The 15,570-nt window shown below is 70.3% G+C and carries 13 protein-coding genes and 1 pseudogene; 7 read left to right on the top strand and 7 right to left on the bottom strand.

The genetic code is table 11. From position 1 onward, the window contains the following. Positions 1-8: 8 nt before the first annotated feature. The gene (locus tag HV824_RS10300) at positions 9-794 is read right to left on the bottom strand and encodes a J domain-containing protein (RefSeq protein WP_176416663.1); all 786 of its coding nucleotides are present in this window, start codon (positions 792-794) and stop codon (positions 9-11) included. A 187-nt stretch (positions 795-981) separates the two neighbouring features. Here HV824_RS10300 and HV824_RS10295 point away from each other — a divergent pair, with 187 nt between their 5' ends. From HV824_RS10295 to HV824_RS10285, 3 genes are all read left to right on the top strand, one after another. Beyond that, positions 982-3,582, top strand: a complete 2,601-nt coding sequence (locus HV824_RS10295) for a M1 family aminopeptidase (RefSeq protein ID WP_176416664.1) — start codon at positions 982-984, stop codon at positions 3,580-3,582. Positions 3,583-3,777: 195 nt separating this feature from the next. Further along, the gene (locus HV824_RS10290) at positions 3,778-5,325 is read left to right on the top strand and encodes an ATP-binding protein (protein WP_176416665.1); all 1,548 of its coding nucleotides are present in this window, start codon (positions 3,778-3,780) and stop codon (positions 5,323-5,325) included. 154 nt (positions 5,326-5,479) lie between these two features. Next, complete coding sequence (locus HV824_RS10285; RefSeq protein ID WP_176416576.1) at positions 5,480-5,647, top strand: hypothetical protein; 168 nt, start codon at positions 5,480-5,482, stop codon at positions 5,645-5,647. Between the two features lie 14 nt (positions 5,648-5,661). Here HV824_RS10285 and HV824_RS10280 read toward each other — a convergent pair whose 3' ends face one another. After that, positions 5,662-6,174 (bottom strand): TspO/MBR family protein, encoded by a 513-nt coding sequence (locus tag HV824_RS10280; protein ID WP_217917279.1) that lies wholly within the window; start codon positions 6,172-6,174, stop codon positions 5,662-5,664. A 159-nt stretch (positions 6,175-6,333) separates the two neighbouring features. Here HV824_RS10280 and HV824_RS10275 point away from each other — a divergent pair, with 159 nt between their 5' ends. Then, positions 6,334-6,888, top strand: coding sequence for a DUF924 family protein (locus HV824_RS10275; protein WP_176416667.1), 555 nt, complete (start codon positions 6,334-6,336; stop codon positions 6,886-6,888). Positions 6,889-6,895: 7 nt separating this feature from the next. Here HV824_RS10275 and HV824_RS10270 read toward each other — a convergent pair whose 3' ends face one another. Both HV824_RS10270 and HV824_RS10265 read right to left on the bottom strand, forming a co-directional pair. Then, on the bottom strand, positions 6,896-7,669 hold the full coding sequence (locus HV824_RS10270; RefSeq protein ID WP_176416668.1) for a ferritin-like domain-containing protein: 774 nt from the start codon (positions 7,667-7,669) through the stop codon (positions 6,896-6,898). Between the two features lies 1 nt (position 7,670). After that, positions 7,671-8,876, bottom strand: coding sequence for a hypothetical protein (locus HV824_RS10265; protein WP_176423187.1), 1,206 nt, complete (start codon positions 8,874-8,876; stop codon positions 7,671-7,673). A gap of 264 nt (positions 8,877-9,140) precedes the next feature. On the opposite strand from HV824_RS10265, the gene HV824_RS10260 reads away from it, so the two are divergent. Genes HV824_RS10260 through HV824_RS10250 form a run of 3 tightly spaced genes read left to right on the top strand, consistent with a single transcriptional unit; the run spans position 9,141 to position 13,068 of the window. Further along, positions 9,141-11,498, top strand: a complete 2,358-nt coding sequence (locus HV824_RS10260; RefSeq protein ID WP_176416670.1) for an adenylate/guanylate cyclase domain-containing protein — start codon at positions 9,141-9,143, stop codon at positions 11,496-11,498. 26 nt (positions 11,499-11,524) lie between these two features. Continuing rightward, positions 11,525-12,103 (top strand): SH3 domain-containing protein, encoded by a 579-nt coding sequence (locus HV824_RS10255; RefSeq protein WP_255207912.1) that lies wholly within the window; start codon positions 11,525-11,527, stop codon positions 12,101-12,103. Continuing rightward, positions 12,100-13,068, top strand: coding sequence for a M48 family metalloprotease (locus tag HV824_RS10250; protein ID WP_176416672.1), 969 nt, complete (start codon positions 12,100-12,102; stop codon positions 13,066-13,068). Before HV824_RS10255 ends, HV824_RS10250 begins: the two co-directional genes overlap by 4 nt. 10 nt (positions 13,069-13,078) lie before the next feature. Here HV824_RS10250 and HV824_RS10245 read toward each other — a convergent pair whose 3' ends face one another. From HV824_RS10245 to HV824_RS10235, 3 genes and pseudogenes are all read right to left on the bottom strand, one after another. Next, entirely contained in the window at positions 13,079-14,335 is a 1,257-nt protein-coding gene (locus HV824_RS10245; protein ID WP_176423185.1) for an extensin-like protein, read from the bottom strand. A 5-nt stretch (positions 14,336-14,340) separates the two neighbouring features. Beyond that, positions 14,341-15,300, bottom strand: coding sequence for a ParA family protein (locus HV824_RS10240; RefSeq protein WP_176416674.1), 960 nt, complete (start codon positions 15,298-15,300; stop codon positions 14,341-14,343). Positions 15,301-15,340: 40 nt separating this feature from the next. Continuing rightward, positions 15,341-15,570: pseudogene (locus HV824_RS10235) on the bottom strand (hypothetical protein); the annotation flags it as partial.

Raw genomic sequence — 15,570 nt, 5'->3', positions numbered from 1 at the left:
CGGCGGGCTCACGTCCCTTCGGACAGTGCCCGCTCCACCTCGGCCCACGCGTCCAGGAGCTCTCGCGTGCGCAGCTCGGCGAGCGCGTGGAACTCCGGCGCCAGGTGCGCCACCTTGTCCGGGTGGTACTGCACCACGAGCGCCCGGAAGGCCTTGCGCGCCTCATCCAGGGGCGTCCCGGGCGCGATGCCCAGCACCGTCCACGGGTCCTTCTTCGGCGGCTCGGGCGGAGGCACGCGCGTGCCACGGGGCGGCGTGGCCTCATCGTCCCAGGCGGTCCGCTCCCGTGGGCCCGTGGCGCGGGCGTTCGTGCTTGCGGGCCTGGGCGGCGAGCGGGGCGCGGGCTCCGCGCGGCGACGTCCCGGCCGCTGGGCCGGGTCCGGTGGGGGCACGCGCGAGCTGAGCCTGCTCAGGGCCTCCTGCAGGAACCAGAGGTCCTCGAATGGTGTCCCCTGCTTGCGCACGACCGCCGCCGGACGGCCGTCCCGAAGCAGCAGGTAGCCCGTGGCCGCCGCGTAGGCGTCATCCCGGCTGCCAGGGTGGAGCCGGTCGCCCAGGTCTCCCAGCGGGTCTCTCCACATGCCATCCGTGGTGCCCTCGTCGGCCACCAGCACCTGCGACAGCACGTCACCGTGGAGCCGCTCCAGCGTGGCGAAGGGCTCGCGCGTCTCCGGAGGACGCATGGCCGCGCCGTGACGCACGCCCGTCACCAGCAACAACCCACGCGTCGCGTCCACCCGGGCGAAGAGCTGCTCACGCACCTGCCTGTCGGAGAAGAAGAGGACCCACTGCACGGTGGCCAGAGCCTACCCGGTCGCCGCCGTTCCGCGTGGGTTCAGGTGCATGTCATGACCGCCCCAGCGGGGCGGAGCGCGACCCTGGCGTCATCTTCATGACTTCGTCGATACACGACGCTCGTCAGCCCCCAGGTGCACTCCTCCTCGACGGTGGCGCGGGCTTGCGGAAGAGTCTCCGGTGCCCATGCGCTGCTGCCACCGTCACGCCTCCGAGTCCATCCCCTCCGGCCCCCGCCCGTTCTCCCTTCCTGGCGCCACCGAGCACTACGCCGCCGAGCGGCCGGTTCGCGCCGAGCACGTCCGCATCGAGGTCGACCTCGACTTCGACACGCACCGCATCAACGGCCTGTGCACCACCCGCGTCTCCGCCGTCCGTCCCGTCCACACCGTCACCTTCGACGCGGTGGACCTCGACGTGTCGGACGTTCAGGTCGACGGCCGCGCCGCGCGCTTCTCCAACTCCGGCGCCCATGTCCGCGTGGAGCTGTCCGCGCCGCTCGCCGCCGGACGGGCCTGCGAGGTGGCCATCCGCTACACGGCCCAGCCTCGCCGTGGCCTCTACTTCTGGGCGCCAGACGCCGCCTATCCCCACCGTCCCCGTCAGGCCTGGACGCAGGGCCAGGACATCGACGCGCGAGCCTGGTTCCCCTGCCTGGACACGCCCGCCCAGAAGGCCACGTCCGAGGTCATCGCCACCTTCCCCGAGCCGATGACGTCCCTGTCCAACGGCACGCTGGAGAGCGACCGCGTCCACGACGGGCGCCGCACCCAGCACTACCGGATGGCGCAGCCGCACGCGCCGTACCTCGTCACACTCGTGGTGGGTGAATTCGAGGAGGCCACCGACACCGCGGGCACGGTGCCCCTGCGCTACCTCTTCCCCAAGGGCCGCAAGGAGGACGCGCTGCGCTGCGTGCGCCGCACGCCGGAGATGGTGCGCGTCTTCCAGGAAGTCACCGGCGAGCCCTACCCCTGGAGCAGCTACGCCCAGGTCTTCGTCACCGAGTTCATCCTGGGCGGCATGGAGAACACCTCCGCCACCAGCCTCACCGACACCGTCCTCCACGACGCGCGCGCCCAGCCGGACTACAACGCCGAGCCGCTCATCTCCCACGAGCTGGCCCACCAGTGGTTCGGTGATTTGCTCACCTGCCGAGACTGGCCCCACGGCTGGCTCAACGAGGGCTTCGCCACCTGGTTCGAGCTGCTCTGGAAGGAGCGCGCCGACGGGCAGGACGAGGCCGACCAGCACCGGCTGGTGGACCTGGAGGCCTACCTGGGCGAGGTGCGTGAGCGCTACGCGCGCCCCATCGTCGCGCGGCGCTTCCACGCCCCCATGGATGTCTTCGACCGGCACCTCTACGAGAAGGGCGGGCTGGTCCTCCACGAGCTGCGCCGCCGGCTGGGTGACGACCTGTTCTTCAAGGGCCTGCGCCACTACGTCGCGCGACACCGCCACGGCTCCGTGGAGACGGTGGACCTGGCGCGCGCGTTCGAGGACGCCACCGGCCACAACCTGGACGCCTTCTTCGACCAGTACGTCTTCGCGCCCGGCCACCCCGAGCTGAAGGTCGACGTCCGCTACGACGCCGAGGAAGCGCGGCTGCGCCTCCAGGTGCGCCAGACGCAGTCCACGGCGGACGGCGTGCCCCTCTTCCGGCTGCCGCTGGAGGTGGCGCTCACCGTGGACGGCCGCGACACCGTCCACCGGCTGGAGGTGACGGGCGCGGAGCACGCGTTCCACCTGCCCTGCGCCAGCGCGCCCTCGCAGGTGCGGGTGGACCCTCGGCGCGGGGTGCTCGGCACGCTGGCGGTGGACAAGTCCGCGGGCCTTTGGATGGAGGAGCTGCGTGCCGCACCGGAGATGCGCGCACGCACCGAGGCCGCCGTGGCGCTGGGACGCGACGGCAGCCCCCGCGCGGTGGACGCGCTGGGCACGGCGCTGGCGGACGCGCGGCTGTTCTGGGGCACCCGCGCCGCGTGCGCGAAGTCCCTGGGCCGTATCCGCACCCCCGAGGCCCGCGCGCGCCTCCTGGCCGCGCTGTCCACCGAACATCCCCGCGTGCGCCGCGCCGTGGTGGCTTCGCTCGGCGAGTTCCGCCGCGACGCGGAGGTGGCCTCCCGCCTGCGCGCCCTGGTGAACGGCGGTGACGCCAGCTACTTCGTGGAGGCGGAGGCCGCCCGCAGCTATGGCCGCGTGCGCGCGCCGGACGCGCTGGGCGTCCTGGAGGCCGCGAGCACCCGGCCGTCGCACCAGGACGTCATCGCAGTGGGCGCGGTGGATGGGCTCGCCGAGTCTCAGGACCCGGCGGCCTTCTCCGTGGTGCAGGCGCGCACCGCCTACGGCCACGCGGCTCCGCTGCGCCGCGCCGCCACGCTCGCGGTGGCGAAGCTGGCGGAGGTCGCGGGGCGAAAGCGCGAGGCCGTGGACCTGCTCGCGGAGCTGCTCCGCGACCCCCTCTTCCGCGTGCGCATGGGCGTCTTCGAGGCGGCGCGCAACCTGGGAGATTCGCGGCTGGTGCCCGCGCTGGAGCAGACGCCCCTGCTGGAGGCCGTCGCCCGGCGCGCGGCGCGGGAGACGGTGCGGTTCCTGCGCGAAGGTGAACCGCAAGCTCGCGAGGTGGCGTCGCTTCGCGAAGAGGTGGACCGCCTCAAGGAGGAGACGCGAGCCCTGCGCGAGCGGCTGGAGGGGCTCTCGCTGAAGCCACCCGAGCCGCCGCGTGGTGGCGCGAAGCCCGTCGCTCGCAAGGCCAGCGGCCGGCCACGCAAGGCCACGCGCCGCTAGGCTGGGGCCTGCCCGCTCGCATGCCCGTCGAACCTGGCGTCCGCGCGCCGACCACCGACGAGGAAGGCGCGGGCCGTGCCGCCAATGCCTACTTGTATAGAAAGGGACACGCCCTCCGCATTCCGCGTCGAGGCGTTTCGAGCGCCCCTGTCCCGGGACGCTGGCAATGTCAGCCAGCGCGTTTCCGAGGAGAGCATGGCCTCAGGCATCGACGAGCTCAGCGCGTGGCTGGATGCCGCCGTGGACCCCTTCGTGGCCTGCGACGCCGGTGAGAACGTCTGCTTCCTCAACGCCGCCGCGGAGCGCCTGCTGGGATGGACGCGGGACGAGCTCATCAGCCAGCCGGCGTCCCGGCTCTTTCCCCAGCGGCTGCACCGCCATGAAGGCGAGAGCCTGCTGCGCCACCTGCTCTCCCGGCGGACCGCGCTCGGAGGGCGAGCGACCCGAGTGCTCGCGCGTCGCAAGGACGGCGCTGAAATCATGGTGGAGCTGACGGTGGGCGCCTCCGGCAAGGGCCGCGATGAGCGCATCGCCCTCAACTTCCGCCGCCTGCACGAGGTCGTCGACATCCTGGCCGAACCCGTGGAGCGCGCGCTGCGCGGACGTGATTCGGAGAGCGTTCCTGGTGACGCGCTCTTCCGCACCGTCGTGGAGCACGCGCCCCTGGGCATCATCTACTTCGACCGGAGCGCCATCCTCATCGCGTGCAACGAGCTGTTCGTGAGCATCATCGGCTCGCCCAAGCGCCTGTTGGTGGGCCTCAACATGCTGTCGCTCCGGGATGAGCGCATCCTCCACTGCGTCCGTGAGACGCTGGCGGGACATACCTGCGACTACGAAGGCGAGTACCGGGCCATCACCTCCGGCAAGAAGACGCCGGTCCACGTTCGCTTCGCCCCCTGCTTCAACGCGGCCGGACAGGTGGAGGGCGGCATTGGCATCGTCGAGGACATCACCGAGCGCCGCCGCGCGGAGAGCGAGCGCGAGCGCCTGTTCCGCGAGGCCCAGGAGGCCATCCGCGTGCGCGACGACTTCCTGTCCATCGCCTCGCACGAGCTGAAGACGCCCCTCACCCCGTTGAGCCTCCGGCTGGCCACGCTGGAGCGCCGGCTGGCGCGCGGCGAGCGCGTGGAGCCCTCCACCCTGCGCCAGGCGCGCCTGTACCTCTTGCGCATCACCAGCCTCATCAATGACTTGCTGGATGCCTCACGCATCGAGGCGGGACGGCTGGCCCTGCACCGGGAGGCTACCCGGCTGGAAAGCCTGGTGGAGCACGTCCTCCACGAGCTCGAGCCCCAGCGCGGCGACCACACCGTGCGGTTCGATGCGCCCGAGCAGCCCGTGCAGGTGAACGTGGACCCTTTCCGGATGGAGCAGGTGCTCGCCAACCTGGTGGAGAACGCCTTCAAGTACAGCCCGCACGGAGGCACCGTCCGCGTGAGCTTGCGCCAGCGCGGCGGGCTGGCGCTCCTGTCCGTCTCCGACGAAGGCATCGGCATCCCCGAGGACCAGCAGAAGCTGCTCTTCGACCGGTACTTCCGGGCGCGCAACGCCTCCGCCCGCTCCTTCGGCGGCCTGGGACTGGGGCTCTACATCAGCCGAGACATCGTCGAGCGTCACGGCGGGCGCATCTGGGTGGAGAGCGAGCCGGGCCATGGCTCCACCTTCCATGTCGCCCTGCCGTTGATGGCGGGCACCCCCGCGCAGCCGAACGTCGAGGAACCCGGACAGCTCATCCACTGAAACTCCGCCACCCCGCCCTCCGCAAAAATGACAGGTGTGGGTGTCTTCCATTGGCCAGCAGGCCAGGGGAAGCGCCTGGATTCGCACGCTTCCAGCGCTGGCATGGCGGCTGCTCTAGCGAAAGGCGGAGGATGAACTTCGAGGGAGGATGACCATGATGACCGACACGCCTGCTTGGACTCGTGACAATGAAGGCTGGCTCGTCCGCGTGAAGGTGGGCGGACGCATCCAGGAGGTGCGCTGCACCACGGAGAGCCAGGCCCGCTACTTCGCCACCGTGCTGGCGATGAACCCGCCCGTGCCGTCGAAGCTGCGCAACTAGGGCGGGTCCGGGGTTCAGGGATTGAGGCGGACGATTTCGGCGTTGAGCACGTTGGCGAAGCCCACCCAGCCCAGGTACGGCATCACCATCCAGGCCGCGGGGCGGTCCACGTCCTTGGTGACGGCGACATACGCCGTCACGCTGCCCAGCAGCGCCAGGTTGTCCGCCAGGGCGCGGCGAGGCTGATGCCTGCCGAAGAAGAGCCAGGACCAGGCGGCGTTGCATCCCATCTGGATGCCCCACCAGCCCAAGGCCTGGGAGCGGGCCGCGCCCGCGGGCGCCGTCCAGACACGCCAACCCGACAGGGCGATGAGGCCATACAGCACCGTCCACACCGGGCCGAAGACCTTCGGTGGCGGCTGAAACGAGGGCTTGCGCAGACGCCGGTACCAGCGCGTGTCCGCCGAGCTGACGCGAGCGCCCAGGGCCGCCGCGCCGAACGTCAGGGCGCCGAAGACGCCCAGCGCCACCACGGACTCCTTGCGCAGCGTGGGGTTGAGCGCCGTGCGCAGCACCGGGTCAGGCATGCTTCGTGTCGTCGGCTCCAGCGTCCAGTCCATCCGCGTCCTCCCTTGGCGGAGCACCCGCCATTGTCGGATGGAAGGTGGTACCGGAGACCCCTGGCCGCCACCCCGGCTGGGGCCGGTGTACAAGGCGGATTCCCCTTGCTGACGAAGAGGCGTCTCATGGCGAGCGCAGAGGAAATCCTAGGCTTCTGGTTCGGGCAGCCACGCGAGCGGTGGTTCCTGCGAGACGAAGACTTCGATGATGAATGCCGGCGCCGCTTCCTGCCCGCCGTCGAGCGCGCCGCCGAGGGCGACCTGGACGACTGGCGGGACGCGCCTCGCAGCTGCGTGGCCCTGCTCCTGCTGTTGGACCAGTTCCCGCGCAACCTCTTCCGCGGCACGCCCAGGGCCTTCGCCTCGGATGCGCGGGCGCGCGAGGTGGCCCGGCATGGGTTGGCGCGAGGCCTGGACATGTCCCTGCCGCCGCTGTGGCGGTGGTTCATGTACCTGCCCTTCGAGCACAGCGAGTCCGTCAACGACCAGCGGCTGTCCGTGGCCCTCTTCGAGGTGCTCGCGCTGTATCACGCGGACAGCCAGGAAGCGCTCGACTACGCCCGGCAGCACCGGGACGTCATCCAGCGCTTCGGCCGCTTTCCGCATCGCAACGTGACGCTGGGCCGGCCGACGACTCCGGAGGAAACCGTCTTCCTCCAGGAGCCGGGCTCGTCGTTCTGAGCGTGGGTTACACCCGCGGCTGCGTGCCCGCGCGCTTCTCACCGGCAGGCGCCCCGCGCGCCTCCACGCTCACGCCCGCGGCCAGCCAGCCACGCACCCAGAGGAGGTGCTGCCCCTCTGAATCCAGCGCGAGCTGGAAGCGGTCCGCCAGCGTGTCATGGCCCAGGTCGCGGGCCAGCTCGATGAGCATCTCCCAGCAGGCGTTGTCCGTCAGCTCCGCCACCAGCAGCGCTTCCAACGACTGGCGCAGGTTGGCGCGAGGGTCCGCGATGAGCAGCGGAAGGCCTTGGGACACCACCGCCGTGACGTCCGCGCTGGGCGTCATCGCCGTGGGGTCGGCGCCCAGTGACTTCAGGGCCTCGGTGAGCATGAGGAAGTGGGACAGCTCGTCGTTGTAGATTTTCTCAAGGCCCTCACGCGTGGGCCCGCCTTCCCAGCCGCCGTAGACGTCGAACTTGGCGAGCGCGCCCTCATAGAGCCGGGTGCCGCTGCGCTCGAAGGCCAGCCGCTCGCCCAGCTTGTCGATGAAGACGGTGGGCTTGGAGCCCTTGAGCGCATCCACCGCCGTCTTCGCCACGCCCTTGAGGCTGGCCGGCGGAGGCACGCTGCCCAGGCCTTCGGATTCCCGCGCGTAGAGTTGCCGGACCTGGAGGAGGAGCGAGCCGTCTCCCAGGTGGCTGGGCTGATGCTTCTCCGCCTCCTGGATGATGTCCGCGCTGTCGATGGGCGAGGTGGCCACGCCGGTCCGGTTGCGCCCCATGTCGCTGGTGGTCGTCTTCATGTCAGTGAACCTTCTTTCCCTCGAACGTGGAGCCCATGCGCGGCGTGCGCGCGGCGAGCTCCGTGCCCGGAATCCATTGGTAGCCAGCGGCCACTGTCTCGGACGGTGAGCCGTCGGAGTTGAGCTGGTCGCGCCAGATGTACGAGCGGTGGTCGCGTGGCAGGTCCGCCATCCGCACGTAGTCCTGCCCGTTGGAGGCCATGTCCTCCTCCTGATTCAATGTCTTGCGAACGAAGTCGCGGTGCTCCTTGAAGCCGATGGGCTCCGGCAGCGTGCTGGGGAGCACCTCCGCCGCGTCACGCTTCTCCACGCGCTGGAAGATTTCCTTCACGTAGTGGAGCTGGCCCAGCTCGTAGTCCAGGAAGCGCTGCCATATCTCCTTGATGCGCGGGTTCTTCTCGAAGGCCACGCACGAGTAGAAGTTGTAGACCTCCGTGGCCTCGTGCAGCAGCCACCGCTCCAGCATGGACTCGCCCGGGTCCAGCAGCGACTCGTACATGGAGGTGTGCTGCTCCTCGATGGAGGCAATCTCCGCGTAGAGCTGCCGCGCCGCCGGGTCGCTGAAGAAGGGGCCCACCGTCATGTAGTAGTCGTGCGTCTGGTTCTCCGCCGCGGTGATGCTCATCGCGTGAAGCTTCGTCAGCGGGTGGGCCGTGCGCTTGTCGTAGGGGCGGCGCAGGTCATCCACCGGATGGCGATGCTCCACCGAGGTGGGCCGCCCGGGAATGATATCCGTGTACGACTGGGTGATGGTGTTGGGGTCCTTGCCCTCCAGCCGGTCGTAGAGCGCGGAGTAGCGATACAGGTGGTCGAAGTCCTCGAGCAGGCCGAACCGGTACGTCTGGGCCAGATAGGGGTCCGGCTCGCGCAGGGCCACGCTGGCCGTCACCTCGATGGCCACCTGTTCGAAGCCCAGGGTGGTCTCCAGCGGTGTCTGGTCGGGGGGGTTGAGCCAGTTGATGAGCGTCTGTTCGTACTGCTCCAGCCGGCGAATCATCGCCAGCGGCTCCCGCAGCTCGCGATTCATGCGCGCGAAGGCATGCTTGGTCCGCAGTGCGTCCGCCATGATGCCGTTCATGTAGATGACGCACACGCGGGTGAAGGCGTCGTCATCCAGCTTGCTGAAGGGGCGCCGGACCAGGTCCTTCCAGGTGAAGACCTGTTTGTCGAGCGGGACGCCTTTTTCTTGGAGGATATCCAGGGCCACGTCTGACTCCTTGATTGCGAAAATCCGTGTCGAACCGAGTGCAAAGGTCCGGACGGCACCGACAGGTGGCAAACGACCCACGGGTTTCCGGAAGGGCGACGTTGGAGGCTCCAGCGGCCCGTCTGGCTGCCTGCCGCAGGCACCCTCTGAAAACTCAGGTTTCCCCGTGAATACACGGCCGAGACACCGAGATACGCGAGGTGGCTGCCTTCTCCTCCGCCGCTGGGGTAGTGTTCACTCCAGCACGCTTCGCAAGAGGGGGACGTGGCAGGCGAGCGCTGGAAGACGGTCCGTTCACGGTGGCAGAACCACTGGCGGCTGATGCTGGGCGTGGCGGTGCTGGCCACCACGCTGGCCGCCGTCTGCCTTCACTTCGACGCGAAGCTGGGCGGCCTGCTGGAGGAAGCGGAGCGCTCCGCCTACGACACCGTCGTCACGCGCTTCACCGAGCGGCGCGAGGTGTCATCCCAGGTGGTGCTGGTCACCATCGACCAGCCGAGCCTGGAGCGCATCCGCGCCAACGAACAATACGCGCTCAACTTCGGGAGCTGGCCCTACAGCCGCAACCTCTGGGCGCGCGTGGTGGAACAACTGGAAGCCGAGGGTGCCCGGGCCATCGTGTTCGACGCCGTCATGGACGAGCGCGGCACCGACGAGTCCATGGACCTGACCTTCGCGCAGGTGCTCCGGGAGACGTCCACGCCGTTCTACCTGGGGGTCTCCACCCACGCGAACGCGCCGCTGCTGCCTCCCGCGGACTTCGGAGCGGCGGTGGTGGAGGTGGACACCCCCATCCAGGCGGCGGACACCTTCCCGGAGGAAGCCGGCGCGGAGACGTTCGAGGACGGCGCCCCGGAGGCGGTCCTCCCCACTGTTGCCCCCGAGCAACTGGCACGGGCCATCGCGTTTCCGGTGCGCGCGAACGGCCGGACGCTGCCCGCGCTGGATTACGCGACGTCCTCGGGGGAGCGGCTCCCCAGTCACCCGGTGCCGCCCATTCCCGTGCTGGTGGGCGCGGTGGATGGCTTCGGGCTGGTGGAGCCGGAGTCGGACACCGACGGCTTCATGCGCCGCACGCGCTTCGTCTATTCGGATGGCCCCAATGCCTTCGCGACGCTGCCCGTGCGCGTGGCGGCGGACCTGCTGGGCGCCAGCGCCATCGAGTTCGCCGGGCGCACGCTGCGGCTGGGCTCGCGCACCTACGCCGTGGATGCGGATGGCAGCGCGGGCATCGACTTCGGTGGGCAGCTGCATGACCGCTTCACGAGCGTCCCGCTCATCTCCGTGCTCGACGCGTGGGTGTACCGGGGCCAGGGCCAGCCCACGGGGCTGCCGCCGGACGTCTTTCGCGGCAAGGTGGTCGTCATCGGCGGCAACGCGGTGGGGCTCAACGACGTCAAGGCCACGTCCTTCTCGTCGCATGAGCCCGGCGTGGTGAAACAAGCGGCGGTGCTGGACACGCTCCTGGGCAACGGCCGCTTCATCACCCGCGCGCCGCTGGGGGTGAGCCTGGCGCTCGTCTTCGGCGTGGCCTTCGCGTCGGTGGTGCTGCTGATGACGACGCGCTGGACGCCGCTGGAGATTGCGTGGCCGCTGGGGCTCTACGCGGGCATGAGCTGGGTGACGGGCCCTGTCCTCGGACTGACGAACACCTACGTGCTCACCGCCCTGCCCGCGCTGGCGGGCGTGCTGGCCAGCGTCAGCGCGGTGGCCTTCAACCACCTGGTGGCCAACGAGGAGACAGCGTTCATCCGGCAGGCCTTCAGCCGCTTCATGGAGCCCAAGCTGGTGGAGCAGATGATTGCCCAGCGCGAGCTGCCTCGGCTGGATGGGGAGAATGTCGAAATCACCGCCTTCTTCAGCGACATCCGGGGCTTCTCCACCTTCAGCGAGCGCTTCAAGGACGACCCGCGCAACCTGGTGCGCCTGCTCAACACGTACCTGACGCGGGTGAGCGCGGCGCTGCTGAAGGAAGGTGGGTGCCTGGACAAGTACATCGGTGACGCCGTGGTGTGTCTCTTCGGCGCGCCGATGCGACAGGTGGACCACGCGCTGCGCGGCTGCAAGGGCGCGCTCGCGGCGAAGGCGGCGGTGGACCGGCTTCGCGACGAGTTCCGCGTCCAGGGGCTGCCGGACATGTACACGCGCATCGGCGTGAACACCGCGGTCAACTTCGTGGGCAACTTCGGCAGCGAGCAGCTCTTCAGCTACACCGCGATTGGCGACGGGATGAACCTGGCCGCGCGGCTGGAGGGCGCGAACAAGGCCTATGGCTCCGTCATCATGATTGGCCCGCGCACGTACGAGCTGGCGCGCGAGCACATCGAGGTGCGGGAGCTGGACCGGGTGCGCGTGGCGGGCAAGACGGAGGCCGTCACCGTGTACGAGCTGCTCGCGCTCAAGGGCGGGCTGGACGCGCGCAAGCGGGAGACGGTGGCGCGCTACCACGCGGCGCTGGCGCTCTACCGCGCGGCGCGGTTCGAGGAAGCAGCAGCGGTGCTGGAGGCGCGCCGCGCGGAGGACCCGGAGGACGGGCCCACGCAGGCGCTGCTGGAGCGCTGTCAGCGATATGCGAAGGCGCCGCCGACGGACTTCGACGGCGTGGCGAACCTGGACAAATGAGCGGTGTGGAAAGGAGTCGGGGAGACATGGGGATGAAGACGCGGGTGGCGTGGACCACCGCCCTGCTGGCGCTGGCGATTCCGGCGGGGGCGTCGGCCGTGAAGGTCGGCGAGCCGCTGTACGTGAAGGCGAAGAACACGCGCGTGCAGGCGAGCCCGTCCGGTTCGGTCAACGCCGTGGCGGTGCTCCAGCCCGGAGAGCAGGTGACGTGGGGCGGCGCGGACGCGAAGCACAAGCAGTGGCACAAGGTGACGACGACCACCGGAAAGAAGGGCTTCGTGTTCCAGACGAACCTGTCCACCACGCCGCCCAACATGGAGCTGGTGACGCAGGGGAAGGGCACCCGGCAGGTGGACCCGAAGAAGTTCGTCGCCAGCGGCGCCGCGGTGAAGGCGCTCAGCCCCGGCGCGGAGCAGTACGGCAAGGACAAGGGCGGAGACCACGGCGAGGCCGTGCGGGACATCCAGGCGTTGGAGGCGCTGGCGAAGTCCGTCTCCACGGCGGACATCGCCGCGCACGTGACGGCGGCGGGGCTCTTCCCGGTGGTGGGCGCCAGCGACACGGTCGCGAAGGCCGGGACGAACAAGCGGAGCGGCAAGCGATGATGCGAACGGGCTGGAAGGTGCTCGCGCTGGTGGGCCTGGGCGCGATGACGACGTCCTGCAAGGGCTTCAACGCGTCCGCGCTCACCCGAGGGGGGAACATCCTGGGGAAGGTGAGCGCCGCGACGGAGGAGGCCAAGACGTGCCAGAAGCTGCGCGCCGACCCCAGCGTGCAGGAGGAGTACGCCCTGGGCGGAGCGCTGGCCATCAACTTCGTGCGGCGGGGTGACGGGCTGCTGCTGAGCGGCCCCGACGACGCGCTCCACCGCTACGTCAACGTCGTGGGGAAGAACCTGGCGGCGCAGTCCGCGCGGCCCACGCTCGAGTGGACCTTCGGCGTGCTCCAGGACACGTCCCAGTTCAACGCGATGTCCGCGCCCGGGGGCTACGTCTTCGTCACCCGGAAGCTGCTCCAGGGACTGGAGAACGAAGGCCAGCTGGCCGGCGTGCTGGCGCACGAAATCGCCCACGTCACGCTCAAGCACGCCATCCGCCAGTACGGCGACGCGAAGGTGAAGACGTGCGAGCTGGTCACCTACGGCGAGGCCGTGCTCTCCCCCGCCGCGGTGAAGGTGCTCTCCGCGGGCCGCGATGGCGACGGGACGTTGGATTTGGACAAGGAGCCGGGCCTGCTGGGCCACCTGAGCGAGAAGACCATCGACCTCATCGACAAGGGCCACGCCAAGGAGCAGGAGCTGGAGGCGGACCGGGTCGCCGTCGAGCTGATGCTCTCCGCGGGCTACACGCCGGACGACTACCTCGCCCTGCTGGCCAAGACGAAGGACGGGGGCGGCACCTTCGCCAACCACCCGGGCAAGGACGAGCGCCGGAGCAACATCCTCGCGCACGTCCAGGCGCTGAAGCAGCCCGCCGGGGGCTTCAGTGGACTGGCCACCGAGGGCCTTCGCTCGCCGCCGCTCAGCCCCGCCTTCGCCGCCGTGCGCGGGGCGGCGAAGGTCACGAAGTAGCCAGGCGGCTTCAGCGCACCGTGGCCTGACTCAGGGCCCGGTGCACCGACTCCAGGGCCTTGCGCGCCTCCAGCAGCTCGGCGCGCTCGGCGGTGAGCGAGGCCACCTGCTGGGCCAGCACGTCACGCTCTCCCTGGAGCGCTTCCACCGCGCGGTGCAGCGACGTGGACTCGTCCTTGGCGAACTCCAGCTCACCGGCGAGCCGCTCCTCCTCGGCCAGGCTGTCCACCAGGGCCTGCTTGCCGCGGGCGACCTCTTCTTCCAGGGCCTCGCGCTCCTTGGCCGCGGCATGGAGCGCCTGCCGCGTCTCCTGGAGCGACAGCAGCGCCTCGTCGCGCTCGCCCTCCAGCGCGGACAGCTCGCGCTCCAGGTCGGCCAGCAGCTTCACCCGGCCCTCCATCTCCGAGGACAGGCGGCGCGCCTCGTCCATGCGCAGGCGGGCCTCTTCCGTGGCCTTCTCCGCCTGACGGCGCGACACCTCCAGGTCCTGCGTGAGGGAGAGGTTGAGCGCCTTCACCTTCACCAGCTCCGCCTGGAGGTGGGTGATGCGCTCCACGGCGCGCTGCCCCGCCTCCGCCACGGTGGCGGGCAGCGGCTCCGGGCGCGGATTCTCCCGCACCGCCTTGAGCCGGGCCTTCAGCCGCTCACGGCGGGCCGAGGAGTCCTGCCCGTCCTCGCGCGGCGGGGCCGGCCGCTGCACCTCCACCTCGGTGGGCGGCGCTTCGACACGGGCCACCGGCTCCGCGACGGTGGCGGTGACGTGCGGCATGGATACGGGAGCCGAGGCCTGCGTCATGGGGTGCGCCTCCGGAGGAGGACTGACGGCGTCGAAGCGCGGCGCCGGGGGCGGCGCGGCGAAGGTGACGGGCCCGGCGGACGGCTCGGTGTCGAGCAGCGCTTCGGCCTCCGGCGGAGCCCCGTACGTCACGGGCACGTCGGCGACCGCTTCGGGCTCCGGCGGGGGCTCCTCGTAGACGGGCGCATCGTCCGGCTCGGGCGCGGCGTAGGCGACGGTGTCCTGCTCGGGCTCCGGCTCGTGCAGGGCGGCGTCCATGGCCTGGGCGGCGCTGGGGCGCGGCGTGCGGGCGCGCTCGATGCGGGCGCGCACCTCGGCGGAGAGGTCGGGGGACTCGGCGACGGGCTCGGGCGCCGCTTCGGCCTCGGGCTCGGGAGGCGTGGGCTCGACGGGGTCGACGAGGCCCGTCAGCGCGCCCAGGCGGAGGCGCGGCTTGGCGCGGGACACGTTCTGTTCAAAGGCTTTCTTCATGGTTCTCAGCCGGCCTGCTGGGTGCCCTTCGTCTGGGCGGCGGCTGCCGCGGCCACCAGCCGGGGCAGGATGTTGTCAATCATGGCCTGGATGTCGTTGGCCCCCTTGGACGAGGGGTCCGCGACGAACACCGGCCGGCCCTCGCTGGAGGCCTGCGCGAACTTGGTGCACTGCCGGATGATGGTGGGCAGCAGGAACTCCGGATAGTGCGTCTGGAGCGCCTCCAGCGCCTCCTTCGCCAGCTTGAAGGTGGCGTTGAAGGAGTTGACCACGATGAAGACGTGGTCGAGCACGTGGTTCAGGTCCTCCTCCAGGCTCTGCACCGTTTCGAACAGCAGCTTGAGGCCGTGGAAGGACAGGAAATCCGCGAGCACGGGGACGAACAAGTCGTTCGCCGCCATCAGCGCGTTGAGGTTGAGCAGGCCGAAGGACGGCGGCGCGTCGAAGACGACGACGTCGTACTGGGCCTCCACGTCCTTGAGGGCGTTGCGCAGCTTGAACTCGCGGCCGGCCATGGGCATCAGCGCGAGGTCCACCGTGGACATGGTCAGGTTGGACGGGACGAAGTCCAGGTTGGGCAGCGAGGACTTCTGGATGACCTTGGACAACGGCGTCTTGCGGACGAGCACGTCCAGCAGCGTCTTCTCGAAGTCCTCGCCTTCGTAGCCCAGGCACTTGGTGGCGTGGCCCTGGCTGTCCAGGTCGATGAGGAGCACCGCGTAGCCCAGCTCCGCCAGGCGCCAGGCGTAGGACGTGGACAGCGACGTCTTGCCGGTGCCGCCCTTGAAGTTCAGGAAGAGCTGGCGGCGGTGGCCCAGCCGCGCCGGGAAACGGTCGAGCGTGGTGCGCAGGTCCCAGATGTCGTCCGGCGTGTAGGCGTCCTTCCGCGATTCCTCCGGAATCTGCTTCGGGGACACGCCGAGCATCTCGGCGACCTGCTTGGAGCTGTACGTCGGCGCTTCCATGGACGACCCTTCGAAAGACGTGCGGGACGGCTACCTTGCCTCAAGCGGCGAAGTATTTGTGCCCCCTTCGAATCACCGCTCCCCGGGCGGACAACAGGGTGAGCGCCTCCTGGGCGAGCTCCGCGGGCGCCGAGAGCGCGACCGCCAGCTCGACGAGCGAGCGGCCCCGGACGGCGACGCGGACTTCGGTCAGCATCTGCGTGCAGAGGGCCTCCACCGGCGATGCAGTGGGGCGCGAGGGGGCCGCCGGGCGGGGCGGCCCCCTCGCGC

Origin of the sequence: Myxococcus sp. AM009, from assembly GCF_013372605.1 — a bacterium.
Lineage (GTDB): Bacteria > Myxococcota > Myxococcia > Myxococcales > Myxococcaceae > Myxococcus > Myxococcus vastator.
The sequence above is the reverse complement of the archived record's forward strand: the minus strand, read 5'-3'. Positions and strand labels throughout refer to the sequence as shown.

Coding starts and splice junctions, on each gene's coding strand:
- HV824_RS10295 (WP_176416664.1), top strand. CDS start 982: ATGCGCTGCTGCCACCGTCACGCCTCCGAGTCCATCCCCTCCGGCCCC.
- HV824_RS10290 (WP_176416665.1), top strand. CDS start 3,778: ATGGCCTCAGGCATCGACGAGCTCAGCGCGTGGCTGGATGCCGCCGTG.
- HV824_RS10285 (WP_176416576.1), top strand. CDS start 5,480: ATGATGACCGACACGCCTGCTTGGACTCGTGACAATGAAGGCTGGCTC.
- HV824_RS10280 (WP_217917279.1), bottom strand. CDS start 6,174: ATGCCTGACCCGGTGCTGCGCACGGCGCTCAACCCCACGCTGCGCAAG.
- HV824_RS10275 (WP_176416667.1), top strand. CDS start 6,334: ATGGCGAGCGCAGAGGAAATCCTAGGCTTCTGGTTCGGGCAGCCACGC.
- HV824_RS10270 (WP_176416668.1), bottom strand. CDS start 7,669: ATGAAGACGACCACCAGCGACATGGGGCGCAACCGGACCGGCGTGGCC.
- HV824_RS10255 (WP_255207912.1), top strand. CDS start 11,525: ATGGGGATGAAGACGCGGGTGGCGTGGACCACCGCCCTGCTGGCGCTG.
- HV824_RS10250 (WP_176416672.1), top strand. CDS start 12,100: ATGATGCGAACGGGCTGGAAGGTGCTCGCGCTGGTGGGCCTGGGCGCG.
- HV824_RS10245 (WP_176423185.1), bottom strand. CDS start 14,335: ATGAAGAAAGCCTTTGAACAGAACGTGTCCCGCGCCAAGCCGCGCCTC.
- HV824_RS10240 (WP_176416674.1), bottom strand. CDS start 15,300: ATGGAAGCGCCGACGTACAGCTCCAAGCAGGTCGCCGAGATGCTCGGC.